The sequence below is a fragment of the Halobacillus sp. KGW1 genome, assembly GCF_001592845.1.
In the GTDB taxonomy this organism is placed as follows: domain Bacteria; phylum Bacillota; class Bacilli; order Bacillales; family Halobacillaceae; genus Halobacillus.
This window is the reverse complement of record NZ_LSOC01000003.1, coordinates 255,213-269,940: the sequence shown is the minus strand read 5'-3', so window position 1 is coordinate 269,940 and position 14,728 is coordinate 255,213. Positions and strand designations below refer to the sequence as shown.

The 14,728-nt window shown below is 46.5% G+C and carries 14 protein-coding genes; 10 read left to right on the top strand and 4 right to left on the bottom strand.

Annotation, left to right across the window (positions count from 1 at the left end; translation table 11 throughout):
• Positions 1-9: 9 nt before the first annotated feature.
• Positions 10-1,215, top strand: coding sequence for an L-2-hydroxyglutarate oxidase (lhgO, locus tag AXG56_RS10380; RefSeq protein WP_008637691.1), 1,206 nt, complete (start codon positions 10-12; stop codon positions 1,213-1,215).
• Between the two features lie 75 nt (positions 1,216-1,290).
• On the opposite strand, the gene AXG56_RS10375 is transcribed toward lhgO, so the two are convergent.
• Together AXG56_RS10375 and AXG56_RS10370 are read right to left on the bottom strand one after the other, a co-directional pair.
• Positions 1,291-1,596: a DUF3870 domain-containing protein gene (locus tag AXG56_RS10375; RefSeq protein WP_008634146.1), complete on the bottom strand. Its 306-nt coding sequence runs from the start codon at positions 1,594-1,596 to the stop codon at positions 1,291-1,293.
• Between the two features lie 18 nt (positions 1,597-1,614).
• Positions 1,615-2,631 (bottom strand): DctP family TRAP transporter solute-binding subunit, encoded by a 1,017-nt coding sequence (locus AXG56_RS10370; RefSeq protein WP_062514345.1) that lies wholly within the window; start codon positions 2,629-2,631, stop codon positions 1,615-1,617.
• A gap of 96 nt (positions 2,632-2,727) precedes the next feature.
• On the opposite strand from AXG56_RS10370, the gene AXG56_RS10365 reads away from it, so the two are divergent.
• The 8 genes from AXG56_RS10365 (at position 2,728) to AXG56_RS10330 (ending at position 10,826) form a co-directional block, all read left to right on the top strand.
• On the top strand, positions 2,728-4,320 hold the full coding sequence (locus AXG56_RS10365; RefSeq protein WP_082794467.1) for a sensor histidine kinase: 1,593 nt from the start codon (positions 2,728-2,730) through the stop codon (positions 4,318-4,320).
• Positions 4,317-5,000 (top strand): response regulator, encoded by a 684-nt coding sequence (locus AXG56_RS10360; RefSeq protein ID WP_062514343.1) that lies wholly within the window; start codon positions 4,317-4,319, stop codon positions 4,998-5,000. Before AXG56_RS10365 ends, AXG56_RS10360 begins: the two co-directional genes overlap by 4 nt.
• A gap of 16 nt (positions 5,001-5,016) precedes the next feature.
• Positions 5,017-5,571 carry a GNAT family N-acetyltransferase gene (locus AXG56_RS10355; protein ID WP_062514341.1) on the top strand — a complete coding sequence of 185 codons (555 nt, stop codon included), beginning with the start codon at positions 5,017-5,019 and terminating at the stop codon, positions 5,569-5,571.
• Positions 5,572-5,705: 134 nt separating this feature from the next.
• Positions 5,706-6,695: a TAXI family TRAP transporter solute-binding subunit gene (locus AXG56_RS10350; protein WP_035388316.1), complete on the top strand. Its 990-nt coding sequence runs from the start codon at positions 5,706-5,708 to the stop codon at positions 6,693-6,695.
• Positions 6,692-7,207, top strand: a complete 516-nt coding sequence (locus tag AXG56_RS10345; RefSeq protein ID WP_062514339.1) for a DUF1850 domain-containing protein — start codon at positions 6,692-6,694, stop codon at positions 7,205-7,207. The genes AXG56_RS10350 and AXG56_RS10345 overlap by 4 nt, the downstream gene beginning before the upstream one ends.
• A 15-nt stretch (positions 7,208-7,222) precedes the next feature.
• Positions 7,223-9,373, top strand: coding sequence for a TRAP transporter permease (locus AXG56_RS10340; protein WP_062514337.1), 2,151 nt, complete (start codon positions 7,223-7,225; stop codon positions 9,371-9,373).
• A gap of 19 nt (positions 9,374-9,392) precedes the next feature.
• The gene (locus tag AXG56_RS10335) at positions 9,393-10,184 is read left to right on the top strand and encodes an SDR family oxidoreductase (protein ID WP_008634153.1); all 792 of its coding nucleotides are present in this window, start codon (positions 9,393-9,395) and stop codon (positions 10,182-10,184) included.
• Between the two features lie 93 nt (positions 10,185-10,277).
• Positions 10,278-10,826, top strand: a complete 549-nt coding sequence (locus tag AXG56_RS10330) for a GNAT family N-acetyltransferase (protein ID WP_062514335.1) — start codon at positions 10,278-10,280, stop codon at positions 10,824-10,826.
• Between the two features lie 37 nt (positions 10,827-10,863).
• On the opposite strand, the gene ald is transcribed toward AXG56_RS10330, so the two are convergent.
• Positions 10,864-11,994, bottom strand: a complete 1,131-nt coding sequence (gene ald, locus AXG56_RS10325) for an alanine dehydrogenase (protein ID WP_008634155.1) — start codon at positions 11,992-11,994, stop codon at positions 10,864-10,866.
• A gap of 106 nt (positions 11,995-12,100) precedes the next feature.
• Positions 12,101-13,351 carry a CdaR family transcriptional regulator gene (locus tag AXG56_RS10320; protein WP_062514333.1) on the bottom strand — a complete coding sequence of 417 codons (1,251 nt, stop codon included), beginning with the start codon at positions 13,349-13,351 and terminating at the stop codon, positions 12,101-12,103.
• Positions 13,352-13,590: 239 nt separating this feature from the next.
• Here AXG56_RS10320 and AXG56_RS10315 point away from each other — a divergent pair, with 239 nt between their 5' ends.
• Positions 13,591-14,664, top strand: coding sequence for a hypothetical protein (locus AXG56_RS10315; RefSeq protein WP_008634157.1), 1,074 nt, complete (start codon positions 13,591-13,593; stop codon positions 14,662-14,664).
• Positions 14,665-14,728: the final 64 nt, after the last annotated feature.

Sequence of the window (14,728 nt, the reverse complement as noted above, 5' to 3'; positions counted from 1 at the left end):
GGAATGCAGATGTATGATTATGGAATCATTGGTGGAGGAATTGTAGGATTATCGACTGCCTATGCACTGATGCAGGAACATCCACATGCAAGGATAATCGTTATCGAGAAAGAAAAAGAAATAGCAGAACATCAAACGGGCAGAAACAGCGGCGTCATCCATTCCGGGGTTTACTACCAGCCGGGAAGTTTAAAAGCGAGAATGGCCGTTCAGGGTCGGAACAGTATGGAAGCGTTCTGCAGGATGCATAACATTCCACACGATATCTGCGGAAAGGTTCTGGTAGCGACGGAACAGGAAGAGCTGCCGCGTTTAGAAGCGCTTTACAAACGAGTTCAGGAAAATGGGCTGAACGTGACAAGGGTGGACAAGCGGGAACTAACCGCTATTGAACCTCATGTCGCCGGGCTTGCCGGGTTAAAGGTTCCTTCCACCGGAATCGTCGATTATAAGCAGGTTAGTCACAAATTAAAGGCTCTGTTGGAAGGCGGCGGCGCAGAATTTTTAATGGGAGAAGCCGTCCGTTCCATCAACGAAGGACCCGAAGATGTGAACATCGAGACAGAAAAGAAGACGATACGAACGAGGTACATGGTCAACTGTGCAGGACTTTTCAGTGATCGACTTGTAAAGATGGCAGGTATTCACACGGATGTAAGAATCATTCCTTTCCGAGGGGAATATTTCGAATTGACACCTGAGAAGGCTCACCTGGTGAAAGGATTAATCTATCCGATACCGAACCCTGATTTCCCTTTCCTTGGCGTGCATTTGACGAAGATGATCGACGGAGGTGTCCATGCAGGACCTAATGCCGTCCTGAGCTGGAAGCGGGAAGGGTACAAGAAGACGGATTTTGGATGGAGGGATGCTTTGGACGTCCTCTCCTTCCCGGGATTTTGGAAGCTTGCCGGAGCGAACGTGAAAGAGGGATCGAAGGAAATGCTCCGCTCTTTTCATAAGCAGAGCTTCGTGAAGAGCCTGCAGCGTCTGGTTCCGGAAATTGGAACGGAGGATGTTATCCCGACAAAATCGGGGGTGCGGGCGCAGGCCATGTTGAAAGACGGAAGATTGGTAGATGATTTTCATATCATTGCAGGGAAAAGAACCGTCCATGTGTGTAATGCTCCCTCTCCTGCGGCAACGGCTTCGTTGGAGATAGGAAAAGAAATTGCCAGGAGAATGCCTGAGGTTGCCGGCAGGAAGGCCGGGTGAGAGAATGTGCAGTAAAAAAGGAAGGACCAGATGAAGTCTGGTCCTTTTACTATTGCCCGGGCAATGGTGCTTTTGTCAGTGATGGAGCTGATATTGTTTGTAAGAGTCTTTCAAGGCAGCTTCAAGAGCGTTGCCGGCTTTACCGAGGTATCCTTCTCTGAGGCTCGCAACAGGTTCTTCCGTGCCGTCTTTCAGGCTGTATCCTTTTAGGAGAGATTTTATATATTCCCTGCCATGATCGGTTGCCAGGGTACAGGAAGCATCAATAATTACCCCGTATTTCCTGTCAATCTCCAGTGTCAATGTCAACGACTCGGAGATGTGATTGGCAGCCATACCTCCGGGGAGCTTTGCGTGTCCCGCTACAAAAATGGTTTTCATTCTATTCCGCCTCTTTCTTCATTTGTTTTCGGTTAACGTGGAAGGACGTCTGTAAACAGCTTCCATCGCCTTCTGCCACTCTTCTCTTTCAGCGGGGGTCAAGTAATGAATCTCAATGGATTCGTCCCTTTTCATCTGCCTCAGATAAGCGTCATTCATTTCAATGGAATGACGTTCGATCCACGCCGTCGTTTCTTCCATAGTTTCGGTCAGTATTTGCTGATGGCTGTCCGTTAACTGTTCCCAAAAGTCTTCATTCATCAACACCACATATCCTAAATACCCATGGTTGCTGATGGTCATGTGTGCTTGTTCTATGTAAAGTTTCTTGGTGTAAATGTTGGAGATTGTATTTTCCTGTCCATCAATGAAGTCGACCTCCAGATTGTTGTAAGTTTCATTGAATGGGAGTTCGCTTGTGCTTGCTCCAAGCGCTTCGAACTGAGCTTTAAGTACTGGACTCGGCATGATCCGGAAATGCATTTGCTCAAAATCTTCCGGCAGGATGAGTGGATGCTTGTTGCTCGTTATCTGTTTAAACCCGTTATACCAGAAGGTCATTCCTTTTAAACCGTCCTCTGCTAACTCTCCGAGCAGTGCTTCACCGGTCGCTCCTTCATACACGGCTTTAACCTCGCTTACATTACGGAAAGCGAAAGGAAGATCGAGAATCTGCCAGCTTGGGAAGTGGATGGTCATTTTGGATGTTGCCGGCGCAATCATTTGGACGTGGCCGCTTTTTAATGCCTCATATTCATTCTTGTCATTGTACAGAGAGCCGTTGGAATATACATTTACTTTTATCTTGCCGGCAGAACGCTCCTCCACAAGCTCGGCGAACTTTCTTGCAGCCATTCCCTTCGGTGTGTTTTCTGCTGCAACATGACTGAAGTTGATAACAACCGCTTCCTTTAATCCTTCCTGTTCGTCGTCATATTCAAGCGACTGGGCAGTCTCACTGAAATCCCGGCCGAAGAATAATGCTGAAGCGATTCCGAGAAAGAGAAGCAGGGCAATCGCCAGAAATGATTTCAATGAGAATCCCCCTCTTGAAATCGTTTACAACAGTGTACCATAGATTTACTTTTAAGTGATACACTAGAAGAAGTGATGGAGTGAAGGAGCTTATGTATGCCAGTGAAACAAATGCCGATCCGGTGGAAGATTACCATTCTGTCTTTTGGGATTGTCCTGTTCTCCATCTTAATCGGAGGAATCGTCATTATCGGTAATGCCGTCGAGTCGCAGGAGGAGTCTTTAGGGGAACGGTCCCTTATGACAGGGAGAACGGTCGCTAACCTGCCGGCAATAGAAGATGGGTTGAGAGAATCAGAAGGGTGGAAAGTCATTAACCCGATTGTCGAACAAATCCGGATGGTCAATCAATCAGATTACATCGTCGTTTTGAACATGAATCGTATCCGCTACTCCCATCCGATGGTTTCCAAACTCGGGACAGCTTCTGCCGGGAAGGATGAAGGGCCTGCCTTCGCAGAACACAGCTATGTCTCTAAAGCCAAGGGTGATTCAGGGATTGCCGTACGAGGATTCGTGCCCGTCATGAATGAGAATCATGAACAGATCGGGGTAGTCATCGTCGGGAACCTGCTTCCTTCCTGGTTTGATATTCTTGGGGCGGTTAAAGGGGAGATATTGTTCGTATTACTTCTAACTTTGAGCTTCGGCATCGTCGGTTCCTGGATGCTCGCCCGCCATTTGAAAGAAGGGACCTATCGTCTTGAGCCTCATGAAATTGTTCAGCTGCTCGTAGAACGAACAGCTGCCTTTCAGGCGATGAATGAAGGGATCATTGCGATTGACAAGGAAGGCCGGATCACCATCATGAATGAGAAAGCAAAAGCCATCCTTTCTCTACAGGGAGATTTCCTGAATCAGCATTGGAAGCGTGTTATTCCGGATGTAGGAATTGTCCATTCATTAGTGACCGGGGAGCAGGTAAGAAACAAAGAAGTTCGAATGGATCAGACAGTTATTCTAAGTACTTCCATACCGATTAGGATTGAGGAGGAAATCGTCGGAGCTGTCATGGTATTTCAAGACCGTACGGAAGTAAAAGAGCTCGCTGAAGAACTGACGGGAGTCAAAGCGTTTGTGGAAGCGTTGAGAATACAGAACCATGAACACCTGAATAAACTACATACCATTGCAGGGTTGATTCAACTGGACAAGAGAGAAGAGGCGTTGGATTTTGTTTTTGATACATCGGAAAATCAGGAACGTTTATCCGGGTTCCTCATGCAGCGTTTTCCTCATTACAGCATTGCCGGTCTGCTTCTCAGTAAAATATCGAGAGGTCTGGAGCTTGGAATCGAGGTTACATTGGATGACTACAGTGAAATGCACGTTTTTCCTCCTTTATTGGATCAGCACGATTTCGTCATTATAATCGGCAACTTGATTGAGAACGCCTTCCAATCGTTTGACGGAATCTATAAAGAACAGAAATGGTTGGATATTTCTGTGATTCAGGGTCGATGTTCCTGTGTGATCTCAGTAGAAGACAACGGCAGAGGAATGACAGAAGAGGAACGGATTCGGATGTTCGACAAAGGGTTTACAACGAAGGAGACGGGATCCGGAATCGGTCTGTTTTTGGTGAAACAGATCGTGGAGAAGGGACGCGGGGACTGGGAGGTTGTTACCAAACCTGGAGAAGGAACGAGTGTCTTGTTAACCATACCGATGGAAGGAGAGGTATCATGAGTGTGAAGCCAGTAATTAATGTGTTGTTAATTGAGGATGATCCGATGGTGCAGGAAGTCAATCGCCAGTTCATTGAGCAGGTGACTCCCTTTCAAGTCATCGCGACAGCAGGGAATGGGAGAGAAGGAGTGGAACTGGCTGAGAAGTTGTCTCCGGATCTGATTGTACTGGATGTGTATATGCCGGAGAAAGATGGGAAGCAGACCATCAAGGAAATCAGGGCGCATGCCTTTCCCTCCGATATCATTGTCATCTCAGCAGCGAAGGAGAAAGAGACGGTACGGGCTATGCTGCGGTACGGGGTGCATGATTACATTATGAAACCTTTCAAGTTTGAAAGGCTTCAGCAGGCATTGCTGTCTTACCATTCTTATTACAGCAAAACAACCGGTGAGGGGGACTTGGGTCAGGATCAGTTGGACACCTTTTTAAAAAGAGAAAAAAAGACTAGAAACGAAACACTGCCCAAAGGGTTGAATGAGAAGACGCTGGACCAAGTCCAGGAGTATATACAAAGTCGATTGGACGCTCTGTCTGCGGAAGAAGTTGCGGACGGACTGGGTATGGCACGCGTGACTGCTCGACGTTATTTGGAGTATCTTCAAAAGCAGGGCGTGGTTACTTTGGATCTTCAGTACGGAGGTGTAGGAAGACCAGTCAACCGCTATCGCTATAATTAGAAGGAGAGAGAATGATATGGGAGACTTCCCGAAGCTCGTAACAGAACGTTTGGTTTTAAGAGAAGTATCGGATGGAGACGCAGGAGATATGTTGGAATACCTGTCGGATGAAGAGGTGGTTGCACACCTCGGATTAGCTCCATCGATCACAGTTGCTGATGCCCGGAAGGAAGTGGCATGGTACCGAAAGATTAGAAAAGAAGGTACCGGCATCCGGTGGGGAGTGACAAGGAGAGAAGACGATAAGGTCATTGGTAGCTGTGGTTATCTCCATTGGAGGAAGGAGCATTATCGTGCCGAAATCGGCTTTGAATTAAGCAGATCTCATTGGAAAAAAGGAATTGCTTCAGAAGCACTGGATGCCGTCCTTGATTATGGATTTGAAACGCTGGGTTTAGAACGGGTGGAGGCATTGATTGAACCGGATAATACTGCCTCCAGACAGATGGTCACCCGTCATGGTTTCATGAAGGAAGGACTGCTCAGGAATTATGAATATACACTTGGGAAATTTGATGATCTTTGCATATATTCCATACTGAAAGGTGACAAAAGACTATATAAAAGATAAGGCGATTCCAGAAAAGGAGTCGTCTATTTTTATGACCAAAAAGACCAAAATGTCCAATATGGTCAAAAGGTTCCCTTCCTTGAATGAAAGCGTTATCATAATTTTTAGAAAATTAAGAAACGGAGGATGGTTTGATGAAGAAATACATATGGTCTGCAGTCATGTTTTTATCGTTGGTACTTCTTGCTGCTTGCGGCGGGGGATCGGAAGGGGCTTCTGGAGAAGGTGGAGACGGTGCGGAATCGATTGTCTTTGGCACAGGTGGTACATCGGGTTCCTATTATCCGATCGGAGGTGCTTTAAAGCCTGTCCTGGAAGAAAGTGAATTAATCAGCAACGTGACGGTCGAATCCACAGGAGCATCTGTGGCTAACATTCAGAATATCAAGGACAGCCTGAATCAAATGGCCACGATCATGAGTGATGTCGGCTATGACGCGATAGAAGGAATAGGGCAGTTTGAAGGGAATTCCGTCGACGTCCAAGCCATGGCAGGCATGTATCCGAACGTGGTACAGATTGTGGCTTTGAAAAGCAGCGGTATTTCCACGGTTGAAGATTTGAAGGGGAAGAAAGTCGGTGTCGGTAAGGTAGGATCCGGAGTAGAGCAAAGTGCGAAGAAGGTGCTGGAAGCGGTCGATCTTACTTATGATGACTTATCCAAGGTCACCCATACCGGCTATGCGGACAGTGTGCAGGAAATGAAAAACGGCAACCTGGATGCCGCCTTCTTTACGTCCGGCGTACCCAACAGTAACATCACCGACTTAATGCAGCAGACGGATATTACTTTCGTCGAAATCAGTGGAGCGACGGCGGATGCCTTGATGGAGAAGTATCCTTTCTATAAACCGTATACGATCGAAGCCGGTGACGAGGCTGTTTATGACTTGTCTGACGCAGTGGAAACGGTAGGCATCCAGAACATGATCATCGTTTCTAAGGATTTGAGCGAGGACGTCGTCTATGATATGACGAAGCGCTACTACGACTATCTTGGTTCAGAGGAAGTGTCCATTGGTGTACTGAAGCAGTTGGAACGTGAAGAAATCGCAAAAGGCTTGATTGCACCTCTTCATCCTGGGGCGAAAAAATTCTATGAAGAAGAAGGCATTCTGGAGTGAAGGGGAAGGGCATCAACAGGGTGCCCTTTTTTCCATCGATGACCGGATATGTCCGAGCAGTAAATGTCGCTGCTGTCTGTTTTCTTCTTCTGACATTACAAGTCCATACGCTTACCGTTTCTTCGGAAAGCATGGAGGAGTGTTTTTTTATAAAGGATGGCACGGAGCTGTCCATCCGGTGGACACATTCCGTAGAAAATGAAGATTGGGAAGAGACGTTTCTCATGGAACAGGATAAAATCCGATTGATTAATACAAGGTTTAAAACCTTCGGGGCGGGTGTGCCCAATGATATTGGTACAGAGACATATGTGAAGGACGGCTGGGTCTACATGGAAGGGATCTCCCGAAACATTGGAGAACAACTGATCGTCCGGACGGGGGATCGAACCAACCATCGTCTGCGCATAGGAAACCGGGAGCAGTTGGACTTAGCGTCGGGGGAAGCCTTTAAGATAGCAGGGAAGGATATCTCCCTCTTGTCCATGCTCGTTCGAAATACTATTAAATAAGCAGAGGTGAAAATCATGAACAAGCAGGAAGTAGATGGGAATTTCGATAGAGAAAGTACGACGAGGAGTGCCATTGCCAAACCGATCGCTTTGACGGTATCTGTTTTGGCTGTCGCTTTATCTATTTTTCATTTATACACATCTTATGCAGGGTCTCTGGTAGATATTAAACAGAGGAGTATTCATTTATACACGTTGATGACGTTAGGGTTTCTGATGTATCCATTCATCAAGAAGAAAGGGAGCAGAGGGGTTCCATTCTATGATTACATAACGGCTGGACTGTCTTTATTTGTAGCAGTATATATGTTGATGACAGCCGAGCGCATTATCCAAACAGGCGGCCAAATTAACGACGTTGATTTCTATGTCGGAATCCTGATCCTCCTGCTTTTGTTTGATATAACAAGAAGGGTGACAGGGTGGGGGCTTTCGCTTTTGGGGCTGGGTTTTCTCATTTATGGCTTTTACGTCAAGCTGTCCGTGTATCCAGAATGGAATCCTGTCGTCATTCAAAGCGTTGCGAAACAAATCATTTCTCAGCTGATCTTCATAACGGAGGGGGTACTGGGTACAGCCGTTGGTGTATCTGCCAGTTACATTATTCTGTTCATTTTGTTCGGAGCGTTCCTTGGTCGGTCCGGCATGGGACAGTTATTTAATGATCTGGCACTAGCTGTAGCGGGACATACGAAGGGAGGCCCCGCGAAAGTAGCGGTCATTGCAAGCGGGTTTCTTGGTTCGATCAACGGTTCTGCCATAGCGAACGTTGTAACGACCGGAACGTTCACCATTCCTTTGATGAAGAAGATTGGTTATAAAAAAGATTTTGCCGGGGCAGTAGAGTCGGCAGCAAGTGTGGGCGGGCAGATTCTGCCGCCGATCATGGGTGCAGCGGCCTTTATTATGGCCGAAAACTTGAATGTCGCCTATACAAAAATCATTTTGGCGGGAATCATACCAGCCCTTCTGTTTTATGTCGGCATCCTGCTGCAAGTCCATTTCCGTGCATCGAAACGAGGGTTGAAAGGAATCCCTAAAAGTGAACTTCCTTCATTACGAGCCGTGCTGGCAGAAAGAGGTCATTTAATTGTTCCGATGTTGACATTGCTGTATCTCCTTTTCTCAGGGAAAACACCGTTTTATGCAGCATTCTGGTCCATTATTGCAACGGTTGTCATTGCGGGATCGAAGCGGATGATTCCGGTTATCCTTGGAGTATCGCTGTTCTTGATTTTTCAGCCTCAGCTGTCTGCTCTTCTATCAGGCGGGTCTATGCCGAACGTACGGGGAGACTGGTGGGAGCTGCTTCTCATTCTTGCTGTCCCGCTCGTTATAAATCTTTGGAGAAAGTGGCTGAAGATCGAAGGCGATGAAGTCACCATCATCGATTGCCTGAAGGCTCTGGAAGATGGAGCGAAGACCACTGTTCCGGTAGCCATTGCATGTGGAGCCGTAGGAATTGTGGTGGGTATTGCGTCCCTCACCGGTGTGGCGCTTGAGATTGCCAACAGCATTGTCAGTATCGGAAGCGCCGTGAACAGTCCGCTTATCCAATTGCTGATAACCTTGGTCCTTACGATGATTACATCCATTGTCCTGGGAATGGGGCTTCCAAGTATTCCAACCTATATTATTACAAGTACGATGGCAGCACCAATCCTGCTTCAGCTTCCATTGTATCGGGAATTGGCGGGATCTCCGGAAACAGCTACGTTTGTCGCCCACATGTTCGTTTTTTATTTCGGGATCTTTGCGAATATTACGCCGCCGGTTGCCCTTGCTGCCTTTGCTGGAGCCGGAATCGCAGGAGGAAATCCGAACAAAACCGGGTTCCAGGCTATGAAACTCGCGATTGCTGGATTCATTGTCCCGTTTATGTTCGTATTCTCTCATGAAATGCTGATGATTGATGCAACGGCAGGAAATATTCTTTTAATTACGATTACATCGTTAGCCGGAGTGTTCCTTCTTTCTGTCATGACGGAAGGTCATTTCAGACAAAGAGTGCCGTTCTGGCTGCGAGCAGTCGCTGGTATAGGAGCATTACTTCTTATCTATCCGGGTATTGTAACAGACATCATGGGGGTCGCTGCTCTGGCGCTTCTGCTTATTACCAGTTCTAAAAAGGAAAAGGCGATCCCGGAACAGCGCTCCGCTTTGTAGTAGAAAGGAGAATGGGAAGATGGATTTGAATTTGGAAGGGAAATCTGTCGTTGTTTTGGCTGCGAGCAAAGGATTAGGGAAGGCTGTAGCAACTGTTTATGCACAGGAAGGTGCGCACGTAGTGATTTCCAGCAGACAGGAAAAAGAATTGAAAAGGACCGTAGAGGGACTGAAAGAAGCAACAGGAAATGAGCACGTCCATTACCATGTTTGTGATGTCACCAAACCGGAAGATATTCGTAGTTTGATGGAAAGAACAGTGGAGCTGAACGGGAAAGTGGATGTGTTAATTAACAATGCCGGCGGTCCGCCGGCAGGAACGTTCGATGATTTCCATGATGAAGATTGGCAGCAGGCCTTCGAATTGAATTTATTGAGTTTCACGAGAGCCATTCGTGCAGTACTCCCTTCGATGAGGAAAGAGGGCGGTGGACGCATCGTCAATATTGCTTCTTCCTCCATCAAGCAGTCTCTCGATCATCTCATTCTGTCCAACACATTTCGTGCCGGTATCGTAGGCCTGTCAAAAAGCCTCTCCCAAGAGCTTGCACCGGATAATATATTGATCAACACCGTCGGCCCTGGCAGGATTGCGACAGAACGCGTCGAGCAATTAGATCAGAAGCGGGCGGATGAATCAGGCGTGTCTGTGGAAGAGTTGAAACAAAAGGCAGAGGGAGCCATTCCTCTGCAGAGATACGGGACACCGGAGGAATTCGCGGCATCTGTTGCCTTTATCGGCTCGTTTGCCAATACGTACATGACAGGGCAGGCCCTGGTCGTCGATGGCGGTTTAGTGAAAGCCTATTGAATACGGAAAACGTCCGAAAGTTTATTCTTCGGACGTTTTTTTATCCTTTTCTTTATTATTATAGTAGTAGGTAAAAGAAGGGAAGGATGCCGGGTGATTACATTACATGATTTTAGAAAGGAAGATTTCACTCAGCTTATCCAGTGGGTGAAATCTCCGGAGTTTCTGATGCAGTGGGCGGGTCCGACTTTCGATTATCCTTTAGATCGAGAGCAGCTTGAAGTTTATAGGAGGGGATCGAACAAAAAGGGTTCAGAAGTGCTCATCTTTAAAGCGGTGGACATGGAGAATGAGCGGGTCATCGGACATATTTCTCTCGGGAGGATCGATCATCATAATAAGTCGGCACGGATCGGGAAAGTATTAATTGGTGAAGAATCATCCAGAGGGAAAGGCTATGCCGGTCAAATGATCGACAGAGTTCTTGCTGTCGCCTTCGGTGAACTGGAATTACACCGGGTCAGCTTAGGGGTCTTTGACTTCAACAAAGCAGCCATCTCCTGTTATGAGAAGGCAGGATTTATTAAGGAAGGGTTACATAGAGACAAACGAAAAGTGGGAGAGGAATATTGGAGCTTATGGGAGATGAGTATGCTGGAATCTGAGTGGCGGAGCAGACAATCGGAGACATATATATACTGAATGGAAAAGCCCCGTCGGGAAGGACGGGGCTTTTGTGTCAGGCTTCTATGGTTTGACGAATGGCTTCACGAGCCGGTTTATATTCATAACCGAGATCGTTTGCTACTGCTTCATAAGTCAAGTGGCCGTTCGCTGTATTTAAGCCGTGCTCGATGGCTGTATTTTCTTCTACTGCTTTCACGACACCCTTCGATGCGATTTGGACCGCATAAGGAATCGTCACGTTTGTAAGGGCGATGGTGGACGTACGTGGAACAGCTCCAGGGATGTTTGCGACAGCATAATGGAGGACGCCATGTTTCTCATAGATCGGCTCATCATGTGTCGTGATGTGATCGACTGTTTCAAAGTTACCACCCTGGTCGATGGCGACGTCAACGATAACAGAGCCTGCTTTCATTTCCTTCACCATGTCCTCGGTTACGAGTTTCGGTGCTTTCGCTCCAGGAATCAAAACCGCGCCAATTACTAGATCCGCATTTTTAACTGATTCCGCGATATTGAAAGGATTCGACATTAACGTCTGGACATCTCCCCCGAACTGATCATCCAATTCACGGAGACGAGTAGGGTTTAAATCAAGAATGGTTACGTGTGCACCGAGACCGACTGCGATTTTCGCCGCGTTTGTTCCGACGATACCGCCTCCGATGATCACGACATTCCCGCGGGATACACCCGGCACGCCACTCAATAGAATTCCTTTACCGCCGAAAGATTTTTCTAAGTACTGTGCGCCTACTTGTGTAGCCATACGTCCGGCTACTTCACTCATTGGAGTAAGCAATGGAAGCTTATTATCTGCACTTACCGTTTCATAAGCGATTGCTGTCACTTCGTTATCCACCAATGCTTTTGTTAAGCCCGGCTCAGCAGCGAGGTGAAGGTAGGTGAAAAGGATCAACCCTTTGCGGAAATATCCATATTCTGCAGGCAGTGGTTCTTTCACCTTCATTACCATCTCGGCCTGCTCCCAAACGGATGAAGCGCTTTCAATAATGGTTGCTCCGGATGCAATATATTCTTCGTCCGTGAAGTTGCTGCCAAGTCCAGCTTCTGTCTCGATCAACACTTTGTGCCCGGCTTTCAGCAGGTGAATAACACCGGATGGAGTGATGGCTACGCGGTTCTCGTTGTTTTTAATTTCTTTTGGAATACCGATAATCATGGGATAGGTCCACCTTTCGTAATCGAATGTAAGAAAAGTATATCTCGTCTGACTATTTTTTTGTTTAGGGGAAAGTGAAAAAATGAAAGAGAGGATTTGTGAAAAATCACAAATCCTCTCTTTCGCTTTCCTGTATTAGCAAATCTAAATAAAGCATCGTCTTCTGGTTAGTATCCTTAAAATCGATATGGCCAATTTCGCGGATTCGTTTCAAGCGGTAATTCAGCGTGTTTGTGTGTATGTGCATGTGGGAAGCGGCTTTGTGAACGTTGCTGTTCATCTCCAGGAAGACTTTTAATGTTTCCAATAGGGAAGAACGGTTTTGTTCGTCGTAAGCCTTCAATCTCATCAAGGAATCATTTTTATAGTTTTCCCGCTTCTGTAAGGAGGCGAGTTCGTTAATGAATTGATAAATACCGAGATCCTGATAGTTATCGACCTCTGCGAGCTTCACAGGGAACTGCTCCTTCAGCTCCAATACCTTCAACGCTTGTTTATAACTGTCCTTAATAGACTGTGGATTATCATAGACCAGTCCGAAAGCACCTTTTAAATCTTCAAATCCAAGCCTTTCCTTCATCTTTTGTGTGAATTCACGAATGAAGGCCTGGCTCATTTTGTTCGCATCTTCTAAGTTGTCGGTTCTCACAAGCAGGATGAGCTGGCGGTCATCAAATATACGGCTGATAATCTTTGTCTGCTGCAGTGTCTCCGATAAATAATAGGCATGACGCTCGACGGACTGGCTCGTGTCTTCTGTAAATTCAAAGACCGCAACACAAAGCTGACCGTACAAATGAAGGCCAAACCGCTTTGCCTGTTTATGAATATCCTCTGAATTGGTGGCGGATCCGGTCAATAACTGCCAGAAGAATTCTTTTTCGTTTTCTTCGGATTTCTGCTTCTTCGCCTGCTGGCGCTGGAGGTGCTGGGCTACCATTTGAGCTGCTTCGCGAATAGTGGACAAATGTTCCGTCGTTACGGTGACCTTATCTGTCTGTGCCCAAATGAAACCAAGGATTTCCTTGTTGTTGCGAACAGACACAGCCAGTCGATTACCTAGCCCAATAGAGTCTATACTGTCGACAATAATAGGTTCGCCGCTTTCGAACAGCTGGGACATGATTCCGTGTTTCCAAAGCCCGTTGACAACATGCTCTGGAACTTTACGCCGCATAATCGTAGCCGTTCGCGCATCGTCGACGTTGGACTCATGCTTGCTGTAGGAAACTATGTGATGGTTTGCATCTTCGATAGTCACGGGACAGCCAAGATTGTCGGCAATTTGATCCGCCATCCCCTCTGGAGAATCCAACATATCTTTATAGGGGTGGTGCTGACGTGTCGAATGTTTCATAGCCGTTCTCCTTCTATAACAATGGTTAGTTCTATTTTATCATGCTTTCTCAGAACAGACATCCGCATTTTTACACTTGATTTATTTGTGTAAATAAACGAACATATATGTTATGGTTTGTTTAAAATGACAAACATAAGAAAACGCATTCATGATAAGTTGAGGTAGTTCAACCGGTTTGAAAGCCTTTACATTTTGTTGAATCACCAGGTGAAGACAGAGTTGGGAGGATGTATGTTTTGATTAGGGTATTGAAAATTGCTAGTGCATTCATTGGAATCATTGTGGGAGCAGGATTTGCTTCCGGTCAGGAAATTCTTCAATATTTCACGAGTTTCGGTACGATCGGTACGATAGGAGCGGTCATTTCAACCGCGCTCTTTGCTTACCTTGGAATGATGCTTACAAAAATAGGGACACGCTTAAAGGCAAAATCTCATAAAGAAGCGATCTACCGCGTAAGCGGAAAATACTTAGGGGTCGTCGTTGATTACGTTATCATTTTCACTTTGTTCGGTATCGGAGTCGTCATGATTGCTGGTGCTGGATCGATACCTAGTCAGCAGTTCGGTCTTTCCCCGTTATTCGGCGTCATTCTTATGAGTGTTATCGTTCTGGCGACGGTTATGTTAAATGTAGAGAAAGTCATTCGGATCATCGGCAGCGTCACCCCATTCCTGGTCGTTTCGGTGGTCGGTGTATCGATATACAGCTTAATCACCATGGACGGGACGTTCTCCGAGTGGAACTCGGTTGCTCAGGAGCAGCCATCGGCCGTTTCCAATTGGTTCATGTCCTCCATTAATTATGTATCTTTGAACTTGGCATTAGGAGCTTCCATGTCTCTATTGATGGGAGGAAATGAAGACGATGAGCGCATTTCTTCTCTCGGCGGTCTTGTAGGTGGACTGGTCCTCGGTCTGATGATCGTATTGAGTCATTTAGCTATGTTCGCTCAAATAGAGGTCGTGGGCACGTATGATATGCCGATGCTGAAGATGGTGGACGATCTCTCTCCTGCCCTCGGAATCCTATATTCCATTATTCTATTCGGGATGGTATTCAATACCGCAGTAAGTATGTTCTTCTCCCTTTCCGCAAGGTTTACGACGGTCGGCACACCTGCCCACCGTAAGTTCGTTACTGTTTCCATCATAGCCGCATTTATCTTAAGCTTTGCAGGGTTTACAAAGCTTGTCAGTATCTTTTATCCGGTAATCGGATACATGGGAATATTTTTAATTCTGGCATTGATTACGGCTCCGTTTCGTTTAAAGCAGGAGATGCACAATCAAGAACGTCGTTCAGCATAGAAACAGGGTAGCCGGGGAATTCGAGTTCCCCGGCTTTTTGCTTTGTTATTTTTGAAATAAAATA

What these genes read in the sequence shown, in the direction of transcription:
- lhgO (WP_008637691.1), top strand. Translation starts at nt 10, where the DNA reads ATGTATGATTATGGAATCATTGGTGGAGGAATTGTAGGATTATCGACT.
- AXG56_RS10375 (WP_008634146.1), bottom strand. Translation starts at nt 1,596, where the DNA reads ATGAAAACCATTTTTGTAGCGGGACACGCAAAGCTCCCCGGAGGTATG.
- AXG56_RS10365 (WP_082794467.1), top strand. Translation starts at nt 2,728, where the DNA reads ATGCCAGTGAAACAAATGCCGATCCGGTGGAAGATTACCATTCTGTCT.
- AXG56_RS10360 (WP_062514343.1), top strand. Translation starts at nt 4,317, where the DNA reads ATGAGTGTGAAGCCAGTAATTAATGTGTTGTTAATTGAGGATGATCCG.
- AXG56_RS10355 (WP_062514341.1), top strand. Translation starts at nt 5,017, where the DNA reads ATGGGAGACTTCCCGAAGCTCGTAACAGAACGTTTGGTTTTAAGAGAA.
- AXG56_RS10350 (WP_035388316.1), top strand. Translation starts at nt 5,706, where the DNA reads ATGAAGAAATACATATGGTCTGCAGTCATGTTTTTATCGTTGGTACTT.
- AXG56_RS10340 (WP_062514337.1), top strand. Translation starts at nt 7,223, where the DNA reads ATGAACAAGCAGGAAGTAGATGGGAATTTCGATAGAGAAAGTACGACG.
- AXG56_RS10335 (WP_008634153.1), top strand. Translation starts at nt 9,393, where the DNA reads ATGGATTTGAATTTGGAAGGGAAATCTGTCGTTGTTTTGGCTGCGAGC.
- ald (WP_008634155.1), bottom strand. Translation starts at nt 11,994, where the DNA reads ATGATTATCGGTATTCCAAAAGAAATTAAAAACAACGAGAACCGCGTA.
- AXG56_RS10320 (WP_062514333.1), bottom strand. Translation starts at nt 13,351, where the DNA reads ATGAAACATTCGACACGTCAGCACCACCCCTATAAAGATATGTTGGAT.